15 protein-coding genes are annotated in these 26974 nt (G+C 63.8%); 11 read left to right on the forward strand and 4 right to left on the reverse strand.

Annotation, left to right across the window (positions count from 1 at the left end; genetic code table 11):
• The first annotated feature begins 179 nt into the window (after positions 1–179).
• The 8 genes from H7688_RS17585 (at position 180) to H7688_RS17620 (ending at position 21909) form a co-directional block, all read left to right on the forward strand.
• Positions 180–1844, forward strand: a complete 1665-nt coding sequence (locus H7688_RS17585) for a PfaD family polyunsaturated fatty acid/polyketide biosynthesis protein (protein WP_246329866.1) — start codon at positions 180–182, stop codon at positions 1842–1844.
• Entirely contained in the window at positions 1841–9157 is a 7317-nt protein-coding gene (locus H7688_RS17590; protein WP_183362506.1) for a type I polyketide synthase, read from the forward strand. The genes H7688_RS17585 and H7688_RS17590 overlap by 4 nt, the downstream gene beginning before the upstream one ends.
• Positions 9158–9159: 2 nt before the next feature.
• Positions 9160–16446 carry a beta-ketoacyl synthase N-terminal-like domain-containing protein gene (locus H7688_RS17595; RefSeq protein ID WP_246329867.1) on the forward strand — a complete coding sequence of 2429 codons (7287 nt, stop codon included), beginning with the start codon at positions 9160–9162 and terminating at the stop codon, positions 16444–16446.
• 139 nt (positions 16447–16585) lie between these two features.
• Positions 16586–17629 carry a 3-oxoacyl-ACP synthase III gene (locus H7688_RS17600; RefSeq protein WP_183362507.1) on the forward strand — a complete coding sequence of 348 codons (1044 nt, stop codon included), beginning with the start codon at positions 16586–16588 and terminating at the stop codon, positions 17627–17629.
• A complete protein-coding gene (locus H7688_RS17605; protein ID WP_183362542.1) occupies positions 17629–18543 on the forward strand; it encodes an alpha/beta fold hydrolase in 915 nt (304 codons plus the stop codon). The genes H7688_RS17600 and H7688_RS17605 overlap by 1 nt, the downstream gene beginning before the upstream one ends.
• A complete protein-coding gene (locus H7688_RS17610; protein WP_183362508.1) occupies positions 18537–20177 on the forward strand; it encodes a fatty acid CoA ligase family protein in 1641 nt (546 codons plus the stop codon). The genes H7688_RS17605 and H7688_RS17610 overlap by 7 nt, the downstream gene beginning before the upstream one ends.
• Positions 20174–21169 (forward strand): NAD-dependent epimerase/dehydratase family protein, encoded by a 996-nt coding sequence (locus tag H7688_RS17615; RefSeq protein WP_183362509.1) that lies wholly within the window; start codon positions 20174–20176, stop codon positions 21167–21169. The genes H7688_RS17610 and H7688_RS17615 overlap by 4 nt, the downstream gene beginning before the upstream one ends.
• A complete protein-coding gene (locus tag H7688_RS17620) occupies positions 21166–21909 on the forward strand; it encodes a 4'-phosphopantetheinyl transferase family protein (RefSeq protein WP_246329868.1) in 744 nt (247 codons plus the stop codon). Before H7688_RS17615 ends, H7688_RS17620 begins: the two co-directional genes overlap by 4 nt.
• Before the next feature lie 42 nt (positions 21910–21951).
• On the opposite strand, the gene H7688_RS17625 is transcribed toward H7688_RS17620, so the two are convergent.
• The 4 genes from H7688_RS17625 to H7688_RS17640 are packed head-to-tail and all read right to left on the reverse strand — an operon-like array spanning position 21952 to position 23889.
• Complete coding sequence (locus H7688_RS17625) at positions 21952–22416, reverse strand: type II toxin-antitoxin system YhaV family toxin (protein ID WP_246329869.1); 465 nt, start codon at positions 22414–22416, stop codon at positions 21952–21954.
• On the reverse strand, positions 22413–23282 hold the full coding sequence (locus H7688_RS17630) for a hypothetical protein (RefSeq protein ID WP_183362510.1): 870 nt from the start codon (positions 23280–23282) through the stop codon (positions 22413–22415). The genes H7688_RS17625 and H7688_RS17630 overlap by 4 nt, the downstream gene beginning before the upstream one ends.
• 15 nt (positions 23283–23297) lie before the next feature.
• Positions 23298–23564 carry a hypothetical protein gene (locus H7688_RS17635; protein ID WP_183362511.1) on the reverse strand — a complete coding sequence of 89 codons (267 nt, stop codon included), beginning with the start codon at positions 23562–23564 and terminating at the stop codon, positions 23298–23300.
• A 34-nt stretch (positions 23565–23598) separates the two neighbouring features.
• Entirely contained in the window at positions 23599–23889 is a 291-nt protein-coding gene (locus H7688_RS17640) for a hypothetical protein (protein ID WP_183362512.1), read from the reverse strand.
• Between the two features lie 233 nt (positions 23890–24122).
• Here H7688_RS17640 and H7688_RS17645 point away from each other — a divergent pair, with 233 nt between their 5' ends.
• The 3 genes from H7688_RS17645 (at position 24123) to H7688_RS17655 (ending at position 26919) form a co-directional block, all read left to right on the forward strand.
• Entirely contained in the window at positions 24123–24764 is a 642-nt protein-coding gene (locus H7688_RS17645; protein WP_183362513.1) for an OmpH/Skp family outer membrane protein, read from the forward strand.
• Positions 24765–25001: 237 nt separating this feature from the next.
• Entirely contained in the window at positions 25002–25466 is a 465-nt protein-coding gene (locus H7688_RS17650) for a DUF2844 domain-containing protein (protein ID WP_246329870.1), read from the forward strand.
• A complete protein-coding gene (locus H7688_RS17655) occupies positions 25453–26919 on the forward strand; it encodes a DUF3443 family protein (protein ID WP_183362514.1) in 1467 nt (488 codons plus the stop codon). The genes H7688_RS17650 and H7688_RS17655 overlap by 14 nt, the downstream gene beginning before the upstream one ends.
• Positions 26920–26974: the final 55 nt, after the last annotated feature.

The raw sequence follows: 26974 nt of genomic DNA on the forward strand, positions 1-26974 counted from the left end.
ATAAAAATGCTCTGTTTATAGTGGGCAGCACCTTCATGACCAAAAGGTCAGGCAGCATCGTATCGACAAGCGCACCTTCCTGTTCTGCGCCCACTCCATACCCCGAGCTCTGTCCTTCAAGAGTCGCCGTACAATCAAATCTCGTCCGTTCAGATTCGCCGGCTACAGGAGAAGCATCTTTGAATCGTTTTTCGCCCTGGTGTGACACCTCCGAGCACGCTGACAGAAAAGAGCGTCTCGGATCCTGGTCTGCCCCTGCCGATTCCCCCGGCACCGGCCAGTTCAGCCTGAAGGAGGCCCTGCGCCACGTGCGCCGCCCCCTGTACCTCGTCGAGCAGAAAGGGACCGTCACTGCCGAATTGGGCGGCGTCGGCCACTTCGGAAGCGGTCTGGAAAACGGCCACACCCTGGCCGGCTTCGCGCCTCCCTCCCTGCCGGAACACCTGGGCGATCCCGGTTTCTGTCGCGAGATCGGCATCCGCTACCCCTACATCGCGGGCTCCATGGCCAAGGGGATCAGTTCCGCAGCCATCGCCGAGGAACTCGGGCGCGCCGGGATGCTCGGTTTCTTCGGTGCTGCAGGTCTGCCACTCTCCCAGGTCGAGGCCGCTGCCGACCGTCTGCACGCCTCCCTGGGCGATCTCCCCTACGGTTTCAACCTGATCCACTCGCCTCACGAGCCCGATCTCGAGCGCGAACTCGCCGAGCTCTTTATCCGTAAAGGGGTGCGCATCGTCGAGGCCTCGGCCTTCCTGGCGCTCACCCTCCCCCTGGTGCGTTACCGGCTGCACGGCATCAGACGCGCCCCGGACGGCCGCATCATTACCCCGAACCGGATCATCGCCAAAGTTTCCCGCGAGGAGTTGGCAGCCAAGTTCTTCTCGCCGGCCCCGGAAAAACTGCTGCGCCAGCTGGTCGCCAACGGCTCGCTCACCGCAGAGCAGGCCGAACTCGCCGCGCTGGTCCCGCTCGCCCAGGACGTCACCGCCGAGGCGGACTCCGGCGGCCACACCGACAACCGTCCGGCGATCGCACTCTTCCCGACCATCCTCTCGCTCGCCAGCAAGCTGGAGCGCCAGTACGGCTACGACTGCAAACTGAGGGTCGGCCTCGCCGGCGGCATCTCGACCCCGGCCTCCGCCTCGGCCGCATTTGCCATGGGCGCTGCCTACATCATGACCGGCTCGGTGAACCAAGCCTGCATCGAATCCGGGACCTCGGACCTGGTACGCACCATGCTCGCCGAAACCCGCCAGGCCGACGTCACCATGGCTCCGGCTGCGGACATGTTCGAGATGGGGGTCACGGTCCAGGTGTTAAAGCGCGGCACCATGTTCCCGATGCGCGCCCAGAAGCTCTACGAGGTCTACCGCAGCTACAAGAGCCTGGAGGACATCCCGGCTGCAGAGCGCGAAAAACTGGAGAAGACCTTCTTCCAGGCATCCTTGGACGACATTTGGCGCGACACCCGCGCCTACTTCCTGAAACGCGATCCTGCTCAGGTCGAGCGCAGCGAGCGCGATCCCAAGCACCAGATGGCGCTGGTTTTCCGCTGGTACCTGGGGATGGCCGCTCACTGGGCCAAAGACGGCAAGACCGAACGCCGCATGGACTACCAGGTCTGGTGCGGCCCTTCCATGGGCGCTTTCAACGAGTGGACCGCCGGGACCTTCCTGGCGGCACCGGAGCAGCGCAAGGTGGTCACCGTGGCACTCAACATCCTGCACGGAGCCGCCGGACTGAACCGCGCCAACTTCCTGCGTAGCCAGGGGATTTCCCTGCCGCAGGAGGCCCTTGACCAGCACCCCCTCGAAATCGCACAGATCAAGGAGTACCTTTGTTGAAAACTGACGATACGAAGACCGGCACCAGCAACGGCACTCACCTGGCTATCATCGGCATCGGCTGCCTCTTCCCGCAGGCGGAAGACCGGCAGGCCTACTGGACCAACATCATGGACGGCGTGGATGCCATCACCGAGATCCCGCCGACTCATTGGTCCGTCGACGCCTACTTCAATAAAGACCAGAAGGCCCCCGACCACACCTACGGTCACCGTGGCGGCTTCCTCACCCCGGTCGACTTCAACCCGATGGAGTTCAACATCCCGCCCAACATCCTGGAAGCGATCGACACCTCGCAGCTTCTGGGACTGGTGGCGGCGGGCCAGGCGCTCAAGGACGCGGGTTACGGTCCGGGCAGCAAGTTCGACAAGAGCCGGGCTTCCGTCATTTTGGGCGTGACCGGCACGCTCGAACTCGTCATCCCCCTTGGCGCGCGCCTGGGGCACCCGATCTGGCGTTCGGCGCTGAAAGACGCCGGCGTCGAGGACGCGGTCGCCGAGGACGTGGTCGAGCGGATCTCCGACTCGTACGTCCCCTGGCAGGAGAACTCCTTCCCCGGCCTTCTCGGGAACGTGGTAGCCGGCCGGATCAGCAAGCAGTACGACCTGGGCGGCACCAACTGCGTGGTGGACGCGGCCTGCGCGAGTTCCTTCAGCGCGCTGCACCTCGCTTCGCTGGAACTCGCCTCGGGCAAGGCCGACATCGTGGTGACCGGCGGTATCGACACCTTCAACGACATCTTCATGTACATGTGCTTCAGCAAAACCCCGGCGCTCTCGCCGAGCGGTAATGCGAAGCCCTTCGACGTCTCCGCCGACGGCACCATTCTCGGCGAAGGACTGGGTATCGTGGTCCTGAAGCGCCTGGCCGATGCCGAGCGCGACGGCGACAAGATCTACGCGGTGGTCCGCGGGGTAGGCTCTTCGAGCGACGGCAAAGGGGACGCCATCTACGCCCCGAGCGCCTCGGGTCAGAAAAAGGCCTTGTTAAACGCCTACCGCAACGCCGAGGTAACCCCTCAGAGCATCGGCCTTCTGGAAGCCCACGGCACGGGCACCAAGGTGGGCGACGCGGTCGAAGTAAGTGCGCTGCGCGAGGTGTACGGCGAGGCTGACCATCCCTGGTGCTGCCTTGGTTCGGTAAAGTCGCAGATCGGTCACACCAAGGCAGCTGCCGGTTCCGCAGGCCTCATCAAGGCCGCCCTGGCGCTGCACCACAAGGTGATCCCACCGACCATCAAGGTGCAGACCCCGCAAAAAGAGATAGTTTCGGCAAACTCCCCGTTCTATCTCGCCACCGAGAAACGCCCCTGGCTGAACCACGGCGAGACCCCGCGCCGCGCAGCGGTGAGCGCCTTCGGCTTCGGCGGGTCGAACTTCCACGTGGTCCTCGAGGAGTATGGTTCCCGTAGAACCGCTACCGACTGGGACGGCAACACCCAGATCATTGCCCTCTCAGGCGCCGACGCTACTGCCCTTACCGGGAATCTGGCCGAGATTCCGGCGGAGGCAAACTGGACCGCGCTGCGCACCCTGGCAGCGGCCTCGCGTGCGTCCTTCGACGCTGCGGCAGCCTGCCGGCTTACCCTGGTCGTGGAACGCAACAAGACCAACCTCGCTTCCCTGGTGAAAAACGCCCAGGCAATGCTCGCCAAAAACGCCCAGGGCTCCTGGCAGACTCCGGACGGCGCCTACTACAGCTGCGCAGCCGAGCCCGGACAACTCGGGATGCTTTTCCCTGGTCAGGGTTCCCAGTACACCGGGATGCTCAACGACCTGGCCTGCCGGTTCCCGCAGCTGATCGACGCTCTCACCGAGGCCAACGAAGGCTTTTTCGCCGAGCGTGGCGAACTCCTTTCGGACCTCATCTATCCTGCATCCGCCTTTGACGCAGAAACGAAAGCTACCCAGGAAGCCGCCCTGCGCGCCACTCAGGCCGCACAGCCCGCGATCGGCGCCACCAGCCTGGGCGCCCTGGAAATCCTGCGCGCCTTCGGGCTTACCCCGGATGCCGTGGCCGGCCACAGCTATGGCGAGTTGACCGCCCTGTGCGCCGCCGGCGCACTCGCCCCGGCCGACCTGCACGCCCTCTCCCGCTTGCGCGGGCGCCTGATGGGCGACGGCAGCGGCGACAAGGGGAGCATGCTCGCGGTCTCTGCGCCGCTTGCCAAGGTAAGCGAGGTCCTCGAGCAGGAAAAGCTCGACCTGGTCATCGCCAACCGCAACGCCCCCACCCAGTGCGTGCTCTCCGGCAACAGTGCCGAGATCGTCCGCGCCGCAACAGTATTCAGCGCTCGCTCCATCACCAACAAACAGCTTCCCGTGGCCGCCGCTTTCCACAGCAGCCTGGTCGCCGACGCGGCCCAGCCATTTCTGGCGGCGCTGAAAGAGCTTAACTGGCAGCCGGCACGGACCGCGGTCTACGCAAATACCAGCGCCGATCTCTACCCGAGTGACCCGGCCAAGGCCAAGGAACTGCTGGCCCACCAACTGGCCAAGCCGGTAGAATTCGTAGCCGAAATCGAGGCGATGTACGCTGCCGGCATCCGCACCTTCGTCGAAGTCGGCCCTGGCAACCGGCTGACCGGCCTGGTCCAGGCGATCCTGGGCGACCGGCCGCACCAGGCCCTGGCTCTCGATGCCTCTTCCGGCAAGCGCTCCGGCGTTCTCGACTTGGCGCGGGCCCTGGCCCAGCTTGCAGCCCTTGGCTATCCGGTACAGCTCGGCGCCTGGGACGGCGACTTCCGGCCGGCGCAGCCTTCCGGGAGGAAACCGGCACTTACCATTCCGCTGAGCGGCGCCAACTACGTGAAGCCGAAGCCGAAGAAGGCACCGACGGCACCGAAGCCGGTCCTGGCAGCCCCTGCAGCAGCCGTGACTGCCCCGGCACCCGCGCTTCAGCCGACCCCGGTTGCCGCGGCGGCCCCGCAGACCATGCCTTATCAGGCACCGGCCAACGCGCCCCAGTACGTCCAGGCCCCGGTTACGGCACCGGCAGCCTCTACAGTGGCACTTTCCGAGTCCCTGCGGGTCACCCGCGACAGCATGGCGCTCTTGCAGAAGATGCAGGAGGAGACCGCCCAGCTGCATCGTCGGTTCCTTGAGGGCCAGGAGCAGGCTGCCAAAACGTTCCAGACGCTTTTGGAGCAGCAGCACCAGTTGCTGATGGGCTCCGCAGCCGGCTTCACCATGGCAGCCCAGCCGGCCGCGGCGATTCCGACTCAGCCAATGGCGCCAATGTCAGCTGCTACCGTCGCCCCGACAGCTTTCACTGCACCGGTTTCCGCGCCGACCGTCAATACAGTTGCTCCGACTCCCGCACCTGCACCGACCTATGTTCCTGCTGCAACTGCGGCACCTGCTGCGGCACGTCCGGTTGCCACCGCAGCACCGGCTGTTCCTGCCGCAGCATCCGGCCAGGTAACCGAAACCCTGCTTGCCGTGATCAGCGAGAAGACCGGCTATCCTATCGAAATGCTTGAACTGGACATGGGGATGGATTCCGATCTCGGCATCGACTCCATCAAACGGGTTGAGATCCTCTCCACCCTGCAGGAACGCCTCCCCGGTTCCCCGGTCATCGGCCCCGAGCACCTCGGTACTCTGCGCACCTTGGGCGAGATTGCCGCGCACCTCTCTGCAGGTGCCCCTTCGGCCGCACCGTCCGCTCCGGTGGCCAGCGCCCAGCCGACAACTGTTGTCACCGCGCCTGCCCTCGCCGTCACCGAGACCCTGCTGGCTGTCATCAGCGAGAAAACCGGCTATCCCATCGAGATGCTGGAACTTGATATGGGGATGGATTCCGACCTGGGGATCGATTCCATCAAGCGCGTCGAGATCCTCTCTACCCTTCAGGAGCGCCTCCCCGGTTCCCCGGTCATCGGCCCGGAGCACCTGGGAACCCTGCGCACCCTTGGCGAGATCGCCGCGCATCTTTCGGCCGGGAACATCACTCCTGCTGCTGCCGCACCCGCAACGGCGGCACCGGTGACAACCGGTGTCGCCGTGCCGTCACTCCCCATCACCGAGACCCTGCTGGCGGTCATCAGCGAGAAGACCGGCTATCCGGTCGAGATGCTGGAACTGGACATGGGGATGGATTCGGATCTGGGTATCGACTCCATTAAACGCGTCGAGATCCTCTCCACGTTGCAGGAGCGCCTGCCCGGATCCCAAGCTATCGGCCCCGAGCACCTGGGAACCCTGCGCACCTTGGGGGACATCGCCGGCCATCTGGCAGCCGGTCTCCCCGTCGCTGCCGCCGCACAGGCCCCGGCTCCGGCTCCTTCTGCGACCGCTCCCCAGACGGGTAATGATCTCGGCACCGTGACCGCGACGCTCCTCGAAGTGGTGAGTGAAAAGACCGGTTATCCGCAGGAAATGCTCGAGCTTGAAATGGGGATGGATTCCGACCTGGGGATCGATTCCATCAAGCGCGTCGAGATCCTCTCCACCCTCCAGGAGCGACTCCCCGGCTCCCCGGCCATTGGCCCTGAACACCTGGGGACCCTGCGCACCCTTGGTGAAATTGCACAGTACCTGGCGACCGGACCCGCGCCTCAGGCAGTTGCTGCCACTTCTGCTCCGGTTGCAGCAACGGGTGCCGAGGTAACCGGCGTCCTCCTCGAGGTGGTCAGCGAGAAAACCGGCTACCCCGTCGACATGCTCGAACTGGAAATGGGGATGGATTCCGACCTGGGGATCGACTCCATCAAGCGGGTCGAGATTCTCTCCACACTGCAGGAACGCCTGCCGGGAGCACCGGCTATCGGCCCGGAGCAGCTGGGAACCCTGCGTACTCTTGGAGATATCGCAGCATTCCTCTCGGTCGCGCCGGCAAGCGTCGCCGAGGTTGCCACCCAAACGGTTGCCGCGGCACCGGTCCCTGCACCTGTACCCCAGCAGCCGGTCCAGGCCGAACTTTCCGACCTGGAGAGGAGCACCGTGGTGCCGGTTCTGCTCGATGAAGAGGCCAACCAGGAGGCGGTGATCCTTGCCAACGACGGCGAAATTTGGGTTACCAACGACGACTCCGCCTTCACCGCAGAACTCTGCAGCATCCTTTTGGACCACGGCTGCACGGTACGCAAAATAGACGCGCACAACGTGACCCAGATCGTCCCCACCGGAAAACTCTCCGGTCTGGTGATCTGCGCCCCGGTCACCGGAACCGACGATGAATTCCTGAAAAACGCCTTCCAGCTCTTCAAAAACGCGTCCAAGGCTCTGAACCAGTCCGCCGAATCCGACGGCGCCGTCTGCGTCACCGTATCCCGGCTGGACGGCACCTTCGGTTTCACCCCGGGAAGTAAAATCAAGGATCCGCTCTCTGGTGGTCTCGCCGGTCTCACCAAAACCGCGGCACGCGAGTGGCCCGAGGTGAGCTGCAAGGCGATCGACCTGGGTGAGTTCCCCAACGCCCCACAAGCTGCCGGCGCGGTCGCTGTTGAGCTGTTCCGTCGCGGGCCGCTTGAAGTCGGTCTCCAGCCCACCGGTCGTTACGCACTGAATCAGACCGTGCTGCCGGCGGCCCCCAATGCCGCTACGGCGCCGGTAAAAGAGGGCGAGGTTGTCGTTATCACCGGCGGCGGTCGCGGGGTCACCGCAGAAGCCGCTCTCGCGCTCGCCGAGGCCTACCGTCCCTACCTGGTCCTCCTGGGGCGCAGCCCGGAACCTGCGGAAGAGCCGCAGTGGCTCTCCGGTCTCTCCGAGGAAGCAGAGATCAAGCGCGCCATCCTGCAAAACGCCACCGGCAAACTGCATCCGCGGGAAATTGAAGAACGCTACCGGGCCACGCTCGCTGCCCGCGAACTCCGCTCCACCCTGTCCCGCATCGCCAAGGTTGGCGCCAAGGCGAGCTACCGCTCGATCGACATCCGCGACGAAGGGGCCATGGAGCTCCTGCTCAACGAGGTGCGGCGCAGCCACGGACCGATCCGCGGCACCGTGCATGGCGCCGGGGTGCTCGCCGACCGCCTCATCGTGGACAAGACACCCGAGCAGTTCGAGCAGGTCTATAGCACCAAGGTGGACGGTCTGCGTACCCTGCTCAACGTGACCCACCACGACGACCTGCGCTTCATCGCCCTCTTCTCCTCCAGCACCGGCCGCTACGGTAGGGTCGGCCAGGTCGACTATGCGGTTGCCAACGAGGTACTGAACAAGGTCGCCCAGGCCGAGGCGCGGCGCCGGGAGAACTGCCGTGCAGTCAGCATCAACTGGGGCCCCTGGGACGGTGGCATGGTGAACGCGGCCCTCAAGAAGGTCTTCGCCGAAGAAGGGATCGGGGTCATCGGCCTGGAGCAGGGGGGCGCCTTCCTGGCCCGCGAGATCGCCGCCGGCGATGCGCCCGTGGAGATCGTCTGCCTCGCCACCTTGGGCACTCCTGAACTGGCGGTTCCCGCGCCGAGCGCGACCAAACAGCAGACCCTCCAGGAAGCCTTCTCGCTCACCCTGAAGATCTCCGACTACCCGTTCCTGCGCTCGCACGTGTTGGACGGCAAGGCGGTGCTCCCCATGGCGGTCATCGTTGAGTGGCTGGCCCACGGTGCGCTGCACGGCAACCCCGGCTTCCGCTTCCACGGCTTCAACGACCTGCGCATCTGCAAGGGAGTCGTCTTTGAAGGTAACAGCAGCTTCACCCTCAACGTCATGGCAGGTCGCGCCGTAAAACGCGAGTCGTTCTTCCTGGTTCCGGTGGAGCTCTCCAGCCGCGGCCCCAACGACCGTTTCCTGTTGCACGCCAAGGCCGAGATCGTGCTGGCGACCCGGCTCCCGGAAGGGATCCGTTCCATCACCGAAGTTCCCAGCACGCCGTACCACCCGGAAAACGGTGTGATCTACAACCGCGAGCGCCTGTTCCACGGCCCGGACCTGCACGGCATCGAGCAGGTGGACGGCTGCTCCGCCAAGGGAATCGCCGCGATCGTCAAAGGGGCGCCGGCTCCGGGTTCCTGGATCAAACAACCGCTAAGAAGCACCTGGCTCACCGATCCGCTGGTCATCGACAGCGCTTTCCAGATGATGATCCTCTGGAGTTTCGAGCGCTTCGGCGCCGGTTCCCTCCCCTGCTTCGCCGGCCGCTACCGCCAGTTCCAGGAGGCTTTCCCGCGCGAAGGAGTCCAGGTGGTGATCCGCGTTACCTCGGAGAGCGCCCACGGCGCCGCCGCCGACATGGAATTCCTGGACCGCAACACCGGGAAACTGGTGGCACGCCTCGAAGGGTACGAGTGCGTCATCGATCCGTCACTTAAACAAGCGTTCCAGCGCAACCAGCTGCCGCGTCCCGTTCCCGTCAACCTGGGGGCAGCCTGATCATGCAGTCCCCATCCGTTGCGATCGTCGGCATCGGCGGGATTTTTCCCGACGCGCCCGAGCTCAGTACTTTCTGGGAAAACATCAGTAACGCCAGAAGCGCCACCAGGGTAGTACCCCCGGGGCGCTGGCAACTCCCCGCTGAACAGGCCTTCCATCCAGAGCCGGGAAAGGCGGACCACGTCTACTCCCGGCACGGTTGTTTCATCGACAACCTCCCTTCGGCGACCGAAATACCCGGTTTGCAGTTGGAGCCGGCATTCCTTAAGGGGCTGGACCCGCTCTTCCATCTCTTGTTGCACGCAGGGTCCCGGGCCTTCGCCTCCGGCGTGACCAGCGGCTTGGACCGCTCCCGGGTGGGCGTCGTCATCGGCAACCTTGCCCTGCCCAGCGAAAAATCGGCAGAGCTTTCCCGCCTGTTCCTGGGGCGCACCTTCGAGGAAAAGCTTCTCGGTCGGGCACTCCCCGCTGCCCCGGTAGATCCCCTGAACCGCTACGTAGCCGGGCTTCCCGCAGGCATCCTGGCGGCCGCACTCGGGCTGGGCGGCGGTTGCTGCACCCTGGACGCCGCCTGCGCCTCCTCGCTCTACGCCATCAAACTTGCCGCCGAAGAACTCCTCTCCGGCCGCGCCGACGCCATGCTGACCGGCGGCGTATCGCGTCCCGATCCACTCTACACCCAGATGGGCTTCTCCCAGTTGCGCGCCCTCTCCAAGCGCGGCATCTGCTCGCCCTTCGACGCGGCCGGCGACGGCCTGGTGGTCGGCGAAGGGGCCGGCATCTTCCTTTTGAAGAGGACCCAGGATGCCATCGCACAGGGCGATCACATCTACGGGATCATTCGGGGAATCGGTCTCTCCAACGACGTGGGTGGCAGCCTTCTCGCGCCGATGTCGGAGGGGCAGTTGCGTGCCATGCGTGCAGCCTACGCACAGGCTGGCTGGCAGCCGCAGGACGTGGACCTCATCGAGTGCCACGCCACGGGAACCCCGGTGGGCGATGCCACCGAGGTGGCAAGTCTCAAGGAACTCTGGAAAGAGGGGGCAGCCGGCCGCAGTTGTGTTATCGGTTCGGTCAAGTCCAATATCGGCCACCTCTTGACCGCAGCCGGTGGCGCCGCCCTTACCAAGGTGCTCCTCGCCATGGCGCAAGAGAGTCTGCCGCCTACCGCTGGATTCCAGGCGGCCCCTGCCAGTTTCGGCCTGGAGCAGAGCCCGTTCAGGGTGCTGCAGAGGACCGAAACCTGGAAGCGCCGTTCAGCCAACGCTCCGCGACGTGCCGGGATAAGCGCCTTCGGTTTCGGTGGTATCAATGCTCACCTGCTGATTGAGGAATGGCTGCCGCAGGCCGCGCCGCAGCAACCTGCGACCTCGGGAAGTATCGAGGTTCACGAGATTTCCATGCTCGAACCGGTGGCCGTGGTCGGCATGGACGCCCGATTTGGCTCCTGGCAGTCCCTGGATGCCTTCCAGCGCCGGGTCCTCGGTGGCGACAGCTCTGTCCCTGCGTCCAAACCAAAAGACTGGTGGGGGGCGGAAAAGAGCACCTGGTTCGCCGAAGAACAGCTGAAAGGAACACCGTTCTCCGGCTATTACCTGGACGAGTTTGAGCTATCCCCCACCGCGTTCCGGATCCCGCCGCGCGAGATGGAGGAGATGCTGCCGCAACAACTCCTTATGCTGCAGTCCGCGGCCGCCGCCATGGCCGATGCCGGACTGGACCGTACCGACAACCTGCGCGCTGGCGTGTTCATCGGCATCGCCCTGGATCTTAACTCCACCAACTTCGCCTTCCGCTGGTCCATCGCCGAAAAAGCGAAAGTCTGGGCCAAGGAGTTGGGCCTCAACCTCGACGAGCAGGGCTTTGCGCAATGGGTGGACCAGCTGCGCGAACAGAGCGGACCGGCATTGACCGCGAACCGCACCATGGGAGCCCTGGGGAGCGTGGTGGCGAGCCGGGTAGCCCGCGAGTTCAAGGTCGGCGGCCCCAGTTTCACCATGTCCAGCGAAGAGAGTTCCGGCCTGCGTGCCCTGGAGATTGCCGTCCGCCAACTGCAGGCCGGTGAGATCGACCGTGCCCTTACCGGTGCCGTCGACCTGGCTGGCGACCTGCGTGCGGCACTCGGCCAGCATCTCGGACGCCCCTACTCGCCAAGCGGAGCGGCAACGCCCTTCGACGAGCGCGCTGACGGCAGTACCGTCGGTGAAGGTGCCGCCTGCCTGGTCCTGAAGCGGCTCAGCGATGCCGAGCGCGACGGCGACCGGGTCTACGCGGTCATCAAGGGGGTCGGATCCACCAGCGGCAACGCGATGCTGCCTGGTGCGGCGGCCTACGGCGAGGCGCTGAAACGGGCGTACCGCGAGGCCGGGGTCCAGCCGGCCCAGGTCGGCTATCTCGAGGCACACGGCAGCGGCAACGCCGCCGAGGACCGCATGGAAGCGGCGGCACTCTCGACCTTCTTCGATAAAGGCGCCCAGGCGCCGGTTCCCGCCGAATCCGAGCAAGACGCACCGGTGGTCCTGCCGGCTCAACGCAGCATTGCAGTCGGCAGCGTGAAGTCCGAGATCGGGCATAGCGGTGCGGCGTCCGGTTTGGCTGGCCTGGTGCGAGCTTGCCTCGCGCTGTACCAGGAGATCATCCCTGCGCCCCACAAGGCGGTTGCCAGGCCACTTGCCAAGGTGTCCGGAGACGGTGCGCTTTTCCTCCCTTCCGGGTCGCGCTACTGGCTCAGAAACCGCGCTGCAGGCGCTCGCCACGCCGGCGTCTCGGTGTTCGGCGTGGACGGCAGCTGCAGCCACGTGGTGCTCGAAGGATGCGACACGGCACCACCCCCCTCGGCATCAGACCGGGTCGCCCCGCTGGGACCGCTCAAGGAATGCCTGTTCTGCATTACCGGAGCGGACCAGAAGGAACTGGAGAAGGGACTCGCCGCGTTGCGCCGTCAGGCTGCCGCTGCAGCGACCGCCGACTTGTACCAGGTAGCTGCGAACTGGCATCAGAACCGGCAGGAAGTCCAGCATCCCCTGGCGGTCTCGCTGGTTGCACGCAACCATGAGGAACTCTCAGCACTCATCTCGCAGGGCGAGCGCCTGTTGAACGCCACCGCGGCCCAGGCCGAAGCGCTGATCCCTCCCGCCTTGCGCGACCGGGTTTTCTTCAGCGCAAACCCCATTGGTGAGTCCGGCAAAATCGGTTTCGTCTTCCCCGGCTCCGGCAACCACTTCGTCGGCATGGGGATGGAACTTTCGGCGCGCTGGCCGGAGATCTTCCGCCGCCAGGACGCTGAGAACCTTTACCTGAGGGATCAGTTCCAACCGGAACAGTTCTGGAACGGCACCCCCATCGAGCAGGTCCACGAGAACCATCTTGCGGTCATTTTCGGGCAGGTTGCTACCGGTTGTGCCGTCAGCGACCTGGTGCGCAACTTCGGCATCACTCCCAACTCGATCATCGGCTACAGCCTGGGCGAGTCCGCGGGACTCTTCGCCTCGAGAACCTGGCAAGAGCGCGACCTGATGCTCGCCCGCATGCGCGCTTCCTCGCTCTTTACCCACGATCTGGCTGGCGAGTGCCGGGCGGCACGTCGGGCTTGGGGTGAAGCTGCCGGCAAGGAAATCAGCTGGAGCATCGGGGTGGTCGATGCCTCGGCTCGCGAGGTGCGCCGCGCGCTTAAGAAAACCTCCCGGGTTTACCTGCTCATCGTGAACACCCCGGACGAGTGCATCATCGGCGGCGACAGCAAGTGGGTGAAGCACCTGGTCGCCATGCTCGACTGCCGGTTCTTCCCGCTACAGGGGGTCACCACTGTACACTGCGAGGTGGCACGCCAGGTGGCGCAGGCTTACCACGACCTGCACCTGTTCACCACGCAACCCGATCCCGCCCTCACCTTCTACAGCGGTGCCGCCGGCAGCGCCTACCAGGTGAACCGGCGTAGCGCCGCGGAGTCGATCCTGAACCAGGCCATCGACGGTATCGATTACCCGAAGGTGATCGAGGCTGCCTACCAGGAAGGGGTACGCTACTTCCTGGAGATGGGTCCCGGCGGATCCTGCAGCAGGATGATCGGACGGATCCTGGCTGGCCGGCCGCACCTGGCCCGGTCCGCGTGTCTTCCCGGCGTGGAGCCCGTCTCTGCCATCCTGCGCCTGCTGGCCCACCTGGTGGCCGAGCGGGTACCGGTAAGCCTCGAGCCTCTCTACGCGGCAACCCCTCTGAAAGTCGGGGAAAGCAGCAGCGCAAACCAGGCCAGCCTCAGGTTTGCCACCGGCTACGCACCTTTCTCCCCGACGCTACCTTCCGGTCTGGCATCCGGATCTGAAAGAGAGACCAGCCCCGGCACCGCTACAGGGACAGAGTCTGCGACTAACACCGTCAGCACCTTAACCGCAACAAGGATGGAAGCACCGGTGAATCAGGCTCCGACACCGCACCACACACAGGTAAACCCGCCACCTGCACTGATACTTATCGGCAGTAAAACTGCTCCGATTGCAGCAGGCTCGAGCCAATCTGGTACTGCCGTTGAATCTATCATTGCCCCGGCACAAGCAGCGTCTCAGTCAGTGGCAGCCACCGCTCAGCCTCATATTGCCATTGGCACAGCAGGCGCGGTAGCCACGGCTACGCCCCTTGGTGCGGCCCCGGCAGCTTCCCTCACTCCCCTTTTGGCAGAGTTTGCCGCAGCGCAGGAAGCCCGTCTCAAGGCACACGAAGCATACCTGAAAGTTTCAGAAAACCTCGCCGATTCAATGGCTCATGCGCTTAAACTTCAGATCATGCTTCAGGAACAGATTCTGGCAGGCGGTGGTCTGGCAGCACTACCTGCTGCCGGGAACGAGGCTGGCGCAATGACCGCGGTTCCTGTTGCCAGCACGAGTGTTCCTGCAGCCATATTCACCGCAGCTACTCAGGCCCGGCCGGCCGGACCTGCACCGGCATTTGACCGTGAGATGTGCTTCGAGTTCGCACGCGGCTCGGTCGGCAAGATGCTCGGACCGGCCTTTGCCGAGGCGGACAGTTTTCCCACCCGCGTGCGCCTCCCTGACGAGCCGCTCATGCTGGTAGACCGCATCATGTCGGTTGAAGGCGAACCGAAGTCGATGACCAGCGGCCGCGTGGTAACCGAGCACGACGTACTGCCGGGCGCCTGGTACCTGGACGGCGGCCGTATCCCCACCTGCATCGCGGTAGAGGCTGGTCAGGCTGACCTCTTCCTCTCCGGCTACCTCGGGATCGATTTCATCACCCGCGGCCTGGCGGTGTACCGACTGCTCGACGCCGTGGTCACCTTCCACCGGGAACTACCCGGACCGGGTGAGACCATCCACTACGACATCCGGATCGAACGTTTCTTCCGCCAGGGCGAGACCTACCTGTTCCGTTTCCACTTCGAGGCGACCGTGAACGGCGAGCCGCTCATGTCGATGCGTAACGGCTGCGCCGGGTTCTTCAGTGCCGAGGAACTGGACGCCGGCAAAGGGATCGTGCGCGGCGCCCTCGACCTGCGGCCGCGTACCGGCAAGCGGCCGGCTGACTGGACCGACCTGGTGCCGATGGCTCGCGAGAGCTACAGTGCGGCCCAGCTCGACCTGCTGCGCCAGGGGAACCTGGCCGGCTGCTTCGGTCCATCGTTTGCCGGGATCCCGGTCAGTAATCCCCTCACCATCCCGGGCGGCGCCATGAAGTTGGTGCACCGGGTCGTGGAGCTGGACCCTCAGGGCGGCCGCTACCAGATGGGCTTCATCCAGGCGGAGGCGGATATCCATCCCCAGGATTGGTTCATCACCTGCCACTTCGTCGACGACAAAGTGATGCCGGGCACCCTCATGTACGAATGCTGCATGCACACCTTGCGCATCCTGCTTTTGCGTATGGGTTGGGTGGCGGAGACCCAGGGTGCCACCTGGCAACCGGTTCCCGGTGTCGCCAGCCAGCTCTGCTGCCGTGGACAGGTCCTGGAGTCCACCAAGGTGGTGCGCTACGAAGTCACCGTGCGCGAACTGGGCTTCCGCCCCGAGCCGTACGCCATCGTGGACGCCCTCATGTACGCCGACGGCAAGCCGATTGTCGAGATCACCAACATGTCGGCACGCCTCTCCGGCACCAACCGGGAGCTGCTACTCCAGCTTTGGGGGAAAGGCCAGGCAGCAGTGCCGGTCGCGACCGCGGTCTCTGCAGTGCCGGCCAGCCAGTACCAGCGCAAACCGGCGCTCTACACCAAGGAGCAGATCCTCGCCTACAGCAACGGCAAACCCTCGGAAGGGTTCGGCGAGCGCTACCGGATCTTCGATGCCGAGCGTAAGATCGCCCGTCTTCCCGGTCCGCCGTTTCAGTTCATGGACCGGGTCACTGCCCTTAAGGGCGAGCCGTGGCAGATGGTTTCCGGCGCCATGGCCGAGGCGCAGTACGACATCCCGGTCAACGAGTGGTATTTCGCCGTCGAGCGCCAGCCGCGCATGCCCTTCTCGGTCCTTTTGGAGGCCGCGCTGCAGCCCTGCGGCTGGCTGGCCGCCTACGTCGGCTCGGCTCTCAACAGCCCGACCGACATTTCGTTCAGAAACCTCGGTGGCAACGCGGTACAGCACCGTGCGGTGACGCCACAAAGCGGCACCCTGAGCGCCACGGCCACCCTCACCAAGGTCGCCACCAGCGGCGGGATGATCATCCAGGAATTCGGTTTCAGCGTGGCCGACCAACTGGGCGTCATCTACGAGGGCGAGACCATGTTCGGGTTCTTCGCCAAGGAGGCGCTGGCGAACCAGATCGGCATCCGCGAGGCTGTACCGTATCAGCCCACGGCAGAGGAAGTCGCGCGCGGCGTGAGCCTCCCCTACCCGGTCGAACCGCCTTTCCCGGACCAGATGCTGCGCATGATCGACCGCATCGAGATGTACGTGCCGGACGGAGGCCCTGCCGGGCTCGGCTATGTCAAGGGGATCAAGGTGGTGAATCCGGAGGAGTGGTTCTTCAAGGCCCACTTCTACGAGGATCCGGTAACCCCGGGGTCGCTGGGGCTCGAATCGTTCCTGCAGCTCATGAAGTTCGCGGCGGTCAAACGCTGGGGCTGGCAGGCAGGCGACCAGTTTGCCTCGGTAGCATTGGAAAAACGCCATCGCTGGCTCTACCGCGGCCAGGTGGTGCCGACCAACAAGGAAGTGACGGTGGTCTGCTGGATCACGGCTGCCGACGACGCAGAGCGCCTGTTGACCGCCGCCGGTTTCCTCCTGGTGGACGGCAGGGCGATTTACCAGATGAACGAGTTCACCGTGCAGGTGGTGCGGGGGTAAAGCGGGGGAGACCCCATGAACTGGCCATAGCGCTACGTGGCAGCTTTACCCACCCCCTGCCCCCTCCCGTCAAGGGAGGGGGAGAGTTAGCTCTAAAGTGATTTAACACCAAATGACATTACAGCAGTTAAGGTGCTCAATGAAGTATTCCAAGGTATATATCGAATCTTTCGGCTATGAGCTTGCCCCGGTGGTAGTTACCTCGGCTGAACTCGAGTCGCGGCTGGAACCGCTCTACAAGGCGCTTCACTTCGCACCTGGGCAGCTGCAGGCGCTGACCGGCATCCGCGAGCGGCGCTGGTGGGAACCTGGTTTCCCGCTCTCTAAGGGTGCCGCAGCGGCTGGCAAGAAAGCGCTCAGCGCCGCCGGCATCGCCGCGTCAGACCTGGGTGCCCTGGTCTACACCGGGGTCTGCCGGGAACAGTTCGAACCCGCCACCGCCTGCCGGGTCGCCGCCAAGCTCGGGGTCTCGGGCGCTACCGCGGTGTTCGATCTCTCGAACGCCTGCCTGGGTGTACTGAACGGTATTCTCGAGGTGGCAAACCGTATCGAACTCGGCCAGATCCGCGCCGGCCTGGTGGTCTCCTGCGAAAGCGCCCGGGACATCAACGACATCATGATCACCCGCATGCTGGCAGACCAGCGCATGGAAAACTTCGCATCCTCACTTGCCACCCTGACCGGAGGCTCCGGTGCGGTCGCGGTGCTGCTCACCGACGGCTCCTTCTCGGGCTCGCAGCGCCGCCGGTTGCGCGGCGGAATGACGCTGGCAGCACCTGAGCACCACGCCCTCTGCCTGTGGGGGGTCACCCCCGACGGCAAGGGGGGCTTCGTGCAGTCCATGAGCACCGACGCAGTCAACGTGATGAACTTCGGCGTGGAACTCGGCATGCGCACCTGGGAACGCTTCCTCCCGGAGATGGGGTGGCAAAGCTCCGAGGTGGATCGCGTGGTCTGCCACCAGGTTGGGAGCGCCCATCAAAGCGCCATCCTGAAGACGCTGGGAATACCGCTGGACAAGGATTTCACCACCTACGAGTTCCTGGGGAACATGGGGACGGTGTCCCTGCCGCTCACCGCGGCTCTAGCCGACGAACGCGAGATCCTGGAAAGGGGCGACAAGGTTGCCATGCTGGGGATCGGCAGCGGGCTTAACTGCATGATGTTAGGGGTGGATTGGTGATTACCGCAGAGCTGAAAAACTACTACCCGTTCACCGGTAACCGGCTCGACCTCGACGGGCTTTCCTACCACTACCTGGACGAAGGCACCGGCGCCCCGGTGGTCATGGTGCACGGCAACCCGTCCTGGTCCTTCTACTACCGGAACCTGGTGCTCGCCCTGCGCGACCGCTACCGCTGCATCGTACCGGACCACATCGGCTGCGGCTTCTCGGACAAGCCCGGCGACGAGCGCTACGACTACACCCTCTCGCGCCGGGTCGACGACCTGGAACGCCTGATCGACCACCTGGGGATCACCGAAAAGATCACCCTGGTCCTGCACGATTGGGGCGGCATGATCGGCATGACCTACGCGGCCCGGCACCCGGAGCGGATCGGCCGACTGGTGCTCCTCAACACTGCCGCCTTCCACCTCCCCAAGGAGAAGACCTTCCCCCTGGGACTCAAGATCTGCCGGGACACGGCGCTGGGGAGCTTCCTGGTGCGCGGCTTCAACGCCTTCAGCGTGGGCGCCTCCATCGTGGGCTGCAAAAAGAACCCGATGCCCCGCGACCTCCAGCAGGCCTACCGCGCGCCCTACGACTCCTGGCAAAACCGGATTGCGACCCTGCGCTTTGTGCAGGACATCCCGCTGTTTTCCGGCGACCGCAACTTCGACCTGGTGAGCCAGGTGGCCGATAGTCTGGTAAAATTCCGCGGTCTGCCGATCTCCATCTACTGGGGCGAGCTGGACTTCGTTTTCGACCCCACCTTCCTGAAAGAATGGATCCGGCGCTTCCCGGAGGCCCAGGTGCACCGCTATCCCGATGCCGGCCACTACATTCTGGAAGACATGAAAGACGAGGTCATCCCGCTTATCGAAAACTTCCTGGACACCACCTTCCCGGTGCCCGCCAGCGAGAGCCGATGCTGAACGAATCCCTGGTCAATATCGCCGCCCATCTCCCCGAGATGGCGCGCCGTCAACCGGACACCACCGCGATCATCTTCCCCAAGCAGGGACGCCGGCTGAGCTTTGCCGAGCTGAACCTGATGAGCGACCGGATCGCGCGCAACCTCCTGAGCGTCGGCATCTGCCGCGGCATCCGCACGGTGCTCATGGTGACCCCGAGCCCGGAGTTCTTCGCCCTCACCTTCGCGCTGTTCAAGGCGGGCGCGGTGCCGGTGCTCATCGATCCGGGGCTGGGGATCAAGAACCTGAAGAAGTGCTTCGCCGAGGCGGAGCCGCATGCCTTCATCGGCATCCCCAAGGCGCACTTGGCACGGCTCCTCTTCGGCTGGGGCAAGGGGTCGATCCGGACCCTGGTGACGGTGGGACCGCGGCTTTTCTGGGGGGGCTGCACGCTGAACGACCTGATCAACCGTGACGCCTCCGACCAGCCGTTCATCCCGGCGCCGACCCGCCACGACGACGTCGCGGCTATCCTGTTCACCAGCGGCTCTACGGGCGCCCCCAAAGGTGCCGTGTACAGCCACGGCAACTTCGCCGCCCAGGTCGAGGCGCTGCGCCAGGTGTACGGGATCCAGCCCGGCGAGATCGACCTCCCCACCTTCCCGCTCTTCGCCCTGTTCGCGCCGGCCCTGGGAATGACCGCGGTAATTCCCGAGATGGATTTCACCCGCCCCGGCTCGGTCAACCCGCGCAGCATCATCGACGCCATCAACGATTACGGGGTCACCACGATGTTCGGCTCCCCCGCGCTCATCAACCGGGTGAGCCGCTTCGGGGTGAAGCACGGAGTGAAACTCCCGACGCTCAAGCGCGCCATCTCGGCCGGCGCCCCGGTTCCTGCCGCGGTCCTGGAGCGATTCACCTCGCTGCTTGCCTCGGGGACCGAGGTATTCACCCCCTACGGTGCTACCGAGGCGCTGCCGGTCTGCTCCATCGGCTCTGGCGAGATCCTGGGAAGCACCCGCGGCATCACGGATGCCGGCGGCGGGGTTTGTGTTGGTCGTCCCGTCGAGGGGGTCCGGCTCGAGGTCATCGAGATCACCGACGACCCGATCTACTACTGGGATGAATCCCTGCGCGTACCGACCGGCAAGATCGGCGAGATCGTCGTCCAGGGTCCCCAGGTGACCCGCGGCTACTACAACCGCCCCGACGCCGACCATCTCTCCAAGATCGCCGACCCGGAGACCGGCTCGTTCTTCCACCGCATGGGAGACTTGGGCGGGCGCGACGAAGAGGGACGCGTCTGGTTCTGCGGCCGCAAGTCGCACCGCCTGGAAACCGCCTCCGGCACACTGTTCACCATCCCCTGCGAGGCCGTCTTCAACACGCATCCGGCGGTGTTCCGCAGCGCGCTGGTCGGGGTCGGCCCCCGCGGCGAGCAGCGCCCGGTACTCTGCGTCGAGCTGGAGAAAGGGATCAAGGTCGACCAGGAGGCGGTGCGCGCCGAACTTCTGACCATCGCCCGCGACCACATCCATACCCACAATATCGAGACCATCCTGTTCCACCCGGCATTTCCGGTCGACATCCGGCACAACGCCAAGATTTTCCGCGAGAAACTGGCGGTCTGGGCGGCGAGGAGGCTCCAATGAAGGCATTGGTAACCGGTGGTGGCGGATTTCTGGGAACCGCGATCGTCCGCCAGTTGCGCCAACGTGGCGATGAGGTCCGTACCTTCACCCGCGGAAAGTACCAGCAGCTCTCGTTCCTGGGGGTCGAGCAGTACCACGGGGACCTCGCCAACCCGGAGGCGGTGTACGAGGCGATCCGAGGGTGCGACATCGTGTACCACGTGGCCGCCAAGGCGGGAATCTGGGGGGATTACCGGGACTTTTTCCGGGCGAACGTGCAAGGAACCCATAACGTGCTGGAGGCCTGCCGCTCGCTCAAGATCAAGCGCCTGGTCTATACCAGCTCGCCTAGCGTGGTCTTTGACGGCTCCGACATCGAGGGGGGCAACGAAAAGCTGCGCTACCCAGCGAGTTACGAGGCGCACTACCCGCACACCAAGGCAGTTGCCGAACAGCTCGTGCTGGATGCCAACTCTTCACACCTGGCAACGGTAGCGCTGAGGCCGCACCTCATCTGGGGCCCCGGCGACAACCACCTGGTGCCGCGCATCGTCGCCAAGGGAAAGGCGGGAAAACTGCGCCGCATCGGCAAGCGCCCCTGCCTGGTCGACACGGTGTACGTGGACAACGCGGCCGAGGCGCACCTGAACGCCGCAGACCGCCTGGAACCCGGCTGCCCCATCGGCGGGAAGGCCTACTTCATTTCCAACGGCGAACCGGTGCCCCTGTGGGACATGGTGAACCGGATCCTGGATGCCGCTGGCGTGGCGCCGGTCACCGGCAGCATCTCGCCCTATCTGGCCCACACCATCGGCACGATCTGCGAAATCGCCTGGAAGACCCTGCGGCTCTCCGGCGAGCCGCCGATGACCCGCTTCGTTGCCAGCGAACTCTCCACCGCCCACTGGTTCGACATCTCCGCCGCCCGGGAAGAATTGGGCTACCAGCCGCGCATCTCCATCGAGGAAGGGCTCAAAATTCTCAAAGCGAGCTTCCGGCCGGAGGGACCTTGATCCCGGCCGCGCCTGTGGCGCAGCACCTCCCGGCACTCCCCCGCCCCAACCAGGTGCACCTGCACCTGCTGCCTCTCGACTGCACCGACCAGGAACTCAACAGTTTAAGGGATCTCCTCACCTCGGCGGAACGTGCCCGTTGCGAACGCTTGCTCGACCCGCTCAAACGTCAGCAGGCCATGGCCAGCCGGGGGCGTCTGCGTCAATTGCTGGGGAACTATCTGGGGGAAGTGCCACAGAGGGTGCTGCTTTCGGAGGGGGAGTTCGGCAAGTTGCACCTGTCGGAGCACCTGGAGCCGGATTCGCTCTGCTTTAACCTGTCACACGCAGGAAAGTACTTGGTAATCGCGGTATCGGCAGGCAGCGAAGTCGGGGTCGATCTGGAGGAAATCCGCGGAGATCTTGACTTTCGCCCCATGGCCGAGCGCTATTTCGCACCGTCAGAGCAGCAGGAACTCTTTGCCCTGGAGCCCGCACAACAGCTCACGGCCTTCTACCGTTGCTGGACCCGCAAGGAAGCCTACCTGAAAGGTACCGGAGTCGGATTCTCCCAGCCAGCCAACTCCTTCCAGGTTTCTCTCGCCCCCAATGTCCCAGCTGCCCTGGTCGTCCACCACGACCATCCCGAAGAATCCCGGCGCTGGAGTCTGCGCGACCTTCCGGCGCCTGCCGGTTACTGCGCCGCCCTCGCCGCCCAAATCGCGCGGCCCGAGCTTAAGTTTTATGGCTTTAGGAAATAAGACTCTAGCCTAGATACTTACATCATACCTGTTCGACTATCGCTAGAGAATAATGTCAACTTTCTGCGCCTCGACCACGGGTCCTGTTCCCGTCGCAGGTTGCCGTTCCAGGGCAAGCTCCTGACGAAACGCACGGTGGGCGTCCATGTGGCTGCGATACTTGGCAGCCGAGATATCGCTGGTGATCCAGGTAAAGACCACCAGGTCGCCATCCTTCAGGTACTTGAAAAAAAGCCGGTACTTGTCGCAAGGCTTGGCGCGCTTCCATTGCTGGTAGCTGTGCCCCTCGCTGCGCCCCTGGTAGTAGCTCGCGTGCAGCGGATCACCCGGGATTTCCTGCCTGATGGCGCGGTAGATCCTGGCCAGCAGCCTGGTCTGCGGCGACTTCCGGTAATTTTCCGGATCGCGCTGTTTTTCCTTGGCGACCACGGCCACCAGTTCGTCGAGCACCATCTCGAAGGCCGCATGGAAACGCAACCGCCCCAGTCTTGGTTCGCCACCGCTCACAGCGCCACCCCCGCCACCAACTCCCCGATGATGTTAAGTTTGTCCGGATCTGGCACCCGCAGTTCCCCGCCCACCTGGGCAAGTTCCTCTTCCATGCTGGCGTACAGTTCATAGAGCGCAGCGTTTTCGAAGCTGAAGGAAAAGGCATCGGTAAGGCGCGGGTGGTAATGGGTGCGGGACAGGTGCGCGTCCACCAGGTCCTCGTAGTGCGCAGCGGGAAGGTCGTCAGGGACGATGATGCGAAAGTGCAGAAACGGTGCCTGGCGCCGGCGGGTGACGATCTCGTACCGGAAGTTTTCCAGGATGAGGTTACTGTCACAGAGTGCGGCACCGATGGCTCCCAGAAGCTCCTTCAGGTCGCGCTCAGCAACTCCGTGCCGGGACAAAAGCTCGAGAATGATCTCGGCGTCGAGGTGGCAGCTGTGGGGCACGCCGCTGTTGGCAGTTTGCCACTGGGCAAGCAGGCGCTGATAGTGCGTGAACCTGCCGCTTAAAGGAATCAGCTTGAGGATCGCTTCGAAGATCTTCTCGTTGTGCGGATCGTAATCAAGGGCGATGAGGCCGTAACGGATAGCCTCGCTCCAGAGGCAGGATTTTTCCAGGGAGACCGCGTAGTAGATGAGGGAAAAGCAGGACTCTTCGATTTCGAGCGCCCGTTTGTGGTGCTCGTGCATGGCGGGGATGTCACGCTCCAGGCAGGCCAGCAAACCCAAAAGGGTGTGCCCGCACACCTCGTCCCGGCGCAGAAGACTCTGGGCCAGGTTCCGGTACTTGGTGAGCTTCATCCGCATGCTCGGCTCACGGCGGAACAGCAGGTTCAACTGGCCGAAAACCTGCAGGAACTCGATCTGGGACTGGGAGATCATCGGCGGCTCGGGCGTCTAGTTCGGAAACTCGCTCTGGCAGTACTTGCAGACACTCTCCCGCCACTTGTTGTACTCGCGGCAGGAGGGACATTGCCGATAGTGACCCGCAACCGGCCGGGCCGGGCCCTGGAAAATGGTAACCAGCAGGGTTGGCGGGAACAAACCGTTCACCACCAGCCACAGCAGCGGGTTACGCCCCTTGGTCCAGGCGATACGTGCCCCGGCCACGCCGGGAAGCACGAAAAAAATCAGGTAAAAGCCGACCTGTTGCATAAGCTGCATTATCGATGGCTCCTTTGCCAAGCCAGGCGCCTTTTCAGGTTTTGGGCTCGGTGCGGGTGATGGTGCTACGGACATCGAGTCCCAGCAGGACCGCGGCCTCGTGAATCAGGCGCTGGTAACGCTCCTGGAAGGCCGGAAAGTTTTCGGTGGTATTCCCATCGGCGTCCCAGGGGATGCTGGTACGCACCAGCATGATGAGGATCTCCTCGAGTTGGTCACTGCGCTCCTTGAGTTCGCGGATTTCGCGCGCCGCTGCGTCGAGCAATCCCGGCTCACACGTCCCGGTAGCAAGACACCCCTGCAGTCTGTGAAGAATGTCAGTCATACTGGCTCCTTTTGTGGCGGGCATGGTAACAGCGGCGCAGGGGGGAGTCAATACGGATGTTCTTCGGCAGCAGCGGGTAAAGGTTGAGTCAGTAACGTTCCAGACACCTTCAGGATGCGCCTGACCGAAGAATCCCTAGTATTTCCTTTATTCTTTAATTGCCAAAATACCCCAAAGGATTTATCCTCATTCGGTTGATCTAATCCACACTAAACTACCAGAGAGGATACATCATGAAGAAGTTTGCTGCTCTTGTTTTGGGTTCTGCTGTCACTGCCTTGGTGGCAGGCACCGCACTGGCCGCCGAAACCGTTACCGCTCCGGCAGCCGTTGCCGCACCGGCGGCTACCCCGGCACCAGCTACCCCGGCAGTCGGTACTGCACCAGCAGCACCCGCTCCGCAGGTCAAGGAGCAGGGCTTGAAACTGGGGTACGTCGACATGTCCCAGATCGCCTCGGAAAGCGACCGCGGCAAAGCCGTCACCAAGTCCCTGAAAGCCAAGTCCGAAAAGCTGGGCACGAAACTCCAGGCCAAGGAGAAACAGCTCGAAAAGCAGAAATCCGCCATCGAGGCCAAGCTGGAAACCATGTCTCCGAAAGAGCGGGTTGCCAAGCAGAAGGAGTTCCAGAAAAAGGTCGAGGAATACCAGAAAATGCTGCGTTCCAGTAACCAGGAAATGCAGGATATGCAGGAAAAAGAGACCGAGGATCTCCTCAAGCTGATCAAAAAGGTCGCCGCAGAGTATGCCAAGGCCAACGGTTACACCGCCATCCTCACCAAGAAAGAGATGCTCTACGCAGCCGACATCCCCGCCCCCAAAGACGTGACCGACGAAATTGTCGCGTTGCTGAACAAGGAAACCGGCAGCAAGTAACCGGCAGGCCGCTCTACCGCTAACGTTATGAGAATCCCCCTCCTCGCAGGGGGATTTTTTTTCAACCCCGCCCCTTCCCCACGTTGAATCTCACGTCACACGACCCACCAAAATACAAAACTTAGGTTAGAATACTCTAAGTTTTACCCCTCAATCGACACCACCTAGTAAAACCCACAGTACGTCAGGTCAGCCCATCACGCCGGAACCTTTACGACCGGCAAAGGAACGTGCGCCATGAAAAGAACCTCCTCAGTTGTTTTGTTGGCCTGCATGACCGCTGTCCTTGCAGGCACAGGACCAGCCCTGGCCACGCTCGGCCAGAAATCCGATTCGGTGGCCAGGGACCGACGGGCTCTGGCTGCAACCCAGAAGAGCGCTTCCAGCACCGCGGCCTACACAATCCAGGAACTCGCCCTCGACTCGACCACGATACGGGAATATCTCAACGCTTCAGGGATCGTCTTCGCAATAGCCTGGAAGGGGATGATCCATCCCGACTTTGACACCATACTTGGGAACTACGCCAACGAATACTGGACTGCCAAGCGCGCCACCGAACGAAAGCACGGACGCAAGGGCCTGCGCATCGTAACCCCGCGCGTAGTCGTGGAAACCTGGGGCCATATGCGCGATCTGCAGGGCCGGGCCTACCTGCCCGCAATGCTGCCAGAGGGGGTGAATGTCGATGAGATACGTTAGCCTGATAGTCAAATTGGTGCTTTTGGTAGCGCTCCTGTTGTTTTCCACGGCATGCGGCGGAGGTGGCGGTGGCAGGCCCAGCGGTCCGACCCTTACCTCGATTACCGTAGCCCCGGCAAATCCCACCGTCAGCGCCGGAGGGACCCTGCAGTTCACCGCGACCGGCAATTTCTCGGACAACGGCACCCAGGACCTCACGAATCAGGTAACCTGGTCATCCTCCTCGGGAGTAGTCATCATCGGGACAGGTACCGGTTTGGCAAGCGTCGGCACGACCTCGGGGGTCTCCACCATTACCGCATCTCTTGGACCAGTTACCGGTGCGACGCTTATTACGGTAACGGGTGGAACCAGCATCGGCGCCAACGCGATGCGCATCACGGTCAACGGGTCCCTCTGCTCCGGCGCGACCTCCAGCGGCTATATCAACAAGCCCTGCGTTGCCGTGACCATCTGTAACCCGGACAACTCGGCCTGCAGGACGGTGAACGACATCCTTCTAGACACGGGAAGCTACGGCCTTCGGATCTTCCGGCAGGCAATTCCCGGACTAACCCTGACCCAGGTCGCCGCCGGTTCAGGGAACCTCGTCGAATGCGTCCACTTTGCCGACCAGAGTTCCATCTGGGGACCGGTGCAGGTGGCCAATGTACAACTGGGAGCCGAGCAACCGGTAACGGTCCCCATCCAGGTGATCGATGCCGGTTTTGCCACCCCCACCTCCTGCGGCACGCCCGACTCTACCCCGGCAATCGCCGGTTACACCGGAATCCTCGGCGTGGGGCCCCTGGCGGAAGACTGCGGACCCAGTTGTGCCAACGGTGAACGGGGCGGGGTTTATTTCAGCTGCATCGGTTCGAATTGTAGCAGTACCGCGGTAAGCCTCACAAACCAGGTGCGGAACCCGGTGGCAAGCCTCCCGCAGGACAAAAACGGCGTCGTGGTGCAACTCCCCAGCGTCCCCCTGGGCGGGCTCCCGTCGCTGGACGGCTCCCTCTTGCTGGGAATCGGCACCGAAACCAACAATGCACCCTCCGTGGTCACCGTTTTCCCGACCGACCAGGCGGGCGAGTTCACGACCATCTTCAACGGCGTCTCCAACGTCGCTTTCGTGGATACCGGATCGAACGCGCTCTACTTCCCGAGCAGCCTGCCGCTTTGTTCCAACGATCCCACCGACGTATTTTCGAGCTGGTACTGCCCGTCGAGCACCCTCACCCTCTCGGCAACCGACGTCGGCATCAATGGCACCCCGAGCCTCCCCGTCACGTTCAACGTCGGAAACTTCAGAGGGCTCTTCACCTCGACCAGCAACAACGTCTTCGTCGAGGTGGGTGGTCCCTCCAATTTCGGCTTCGACTGGGGCCTGCCGTTCTTCATGGGCCGTAACGTGTACATCGGCATAAGCGGACAGAGTTCGTCCCTTGGCACCGGCCCCTACGTCGCGTTCTAGGAAATCTGGTCACCACTGCAAGTAACATCAGGAGCTTCCTCACTCGGTCAACCCG

Source organism: Geomonas limicola, from assembly GCF_014193675.1.
Taxonomy (GTDB): Bacteria; Desulfobacterota; Desulfuromonadia; order Geobacterales; family Geobacteraceae; genus Geomonas; species Geomonas limicola.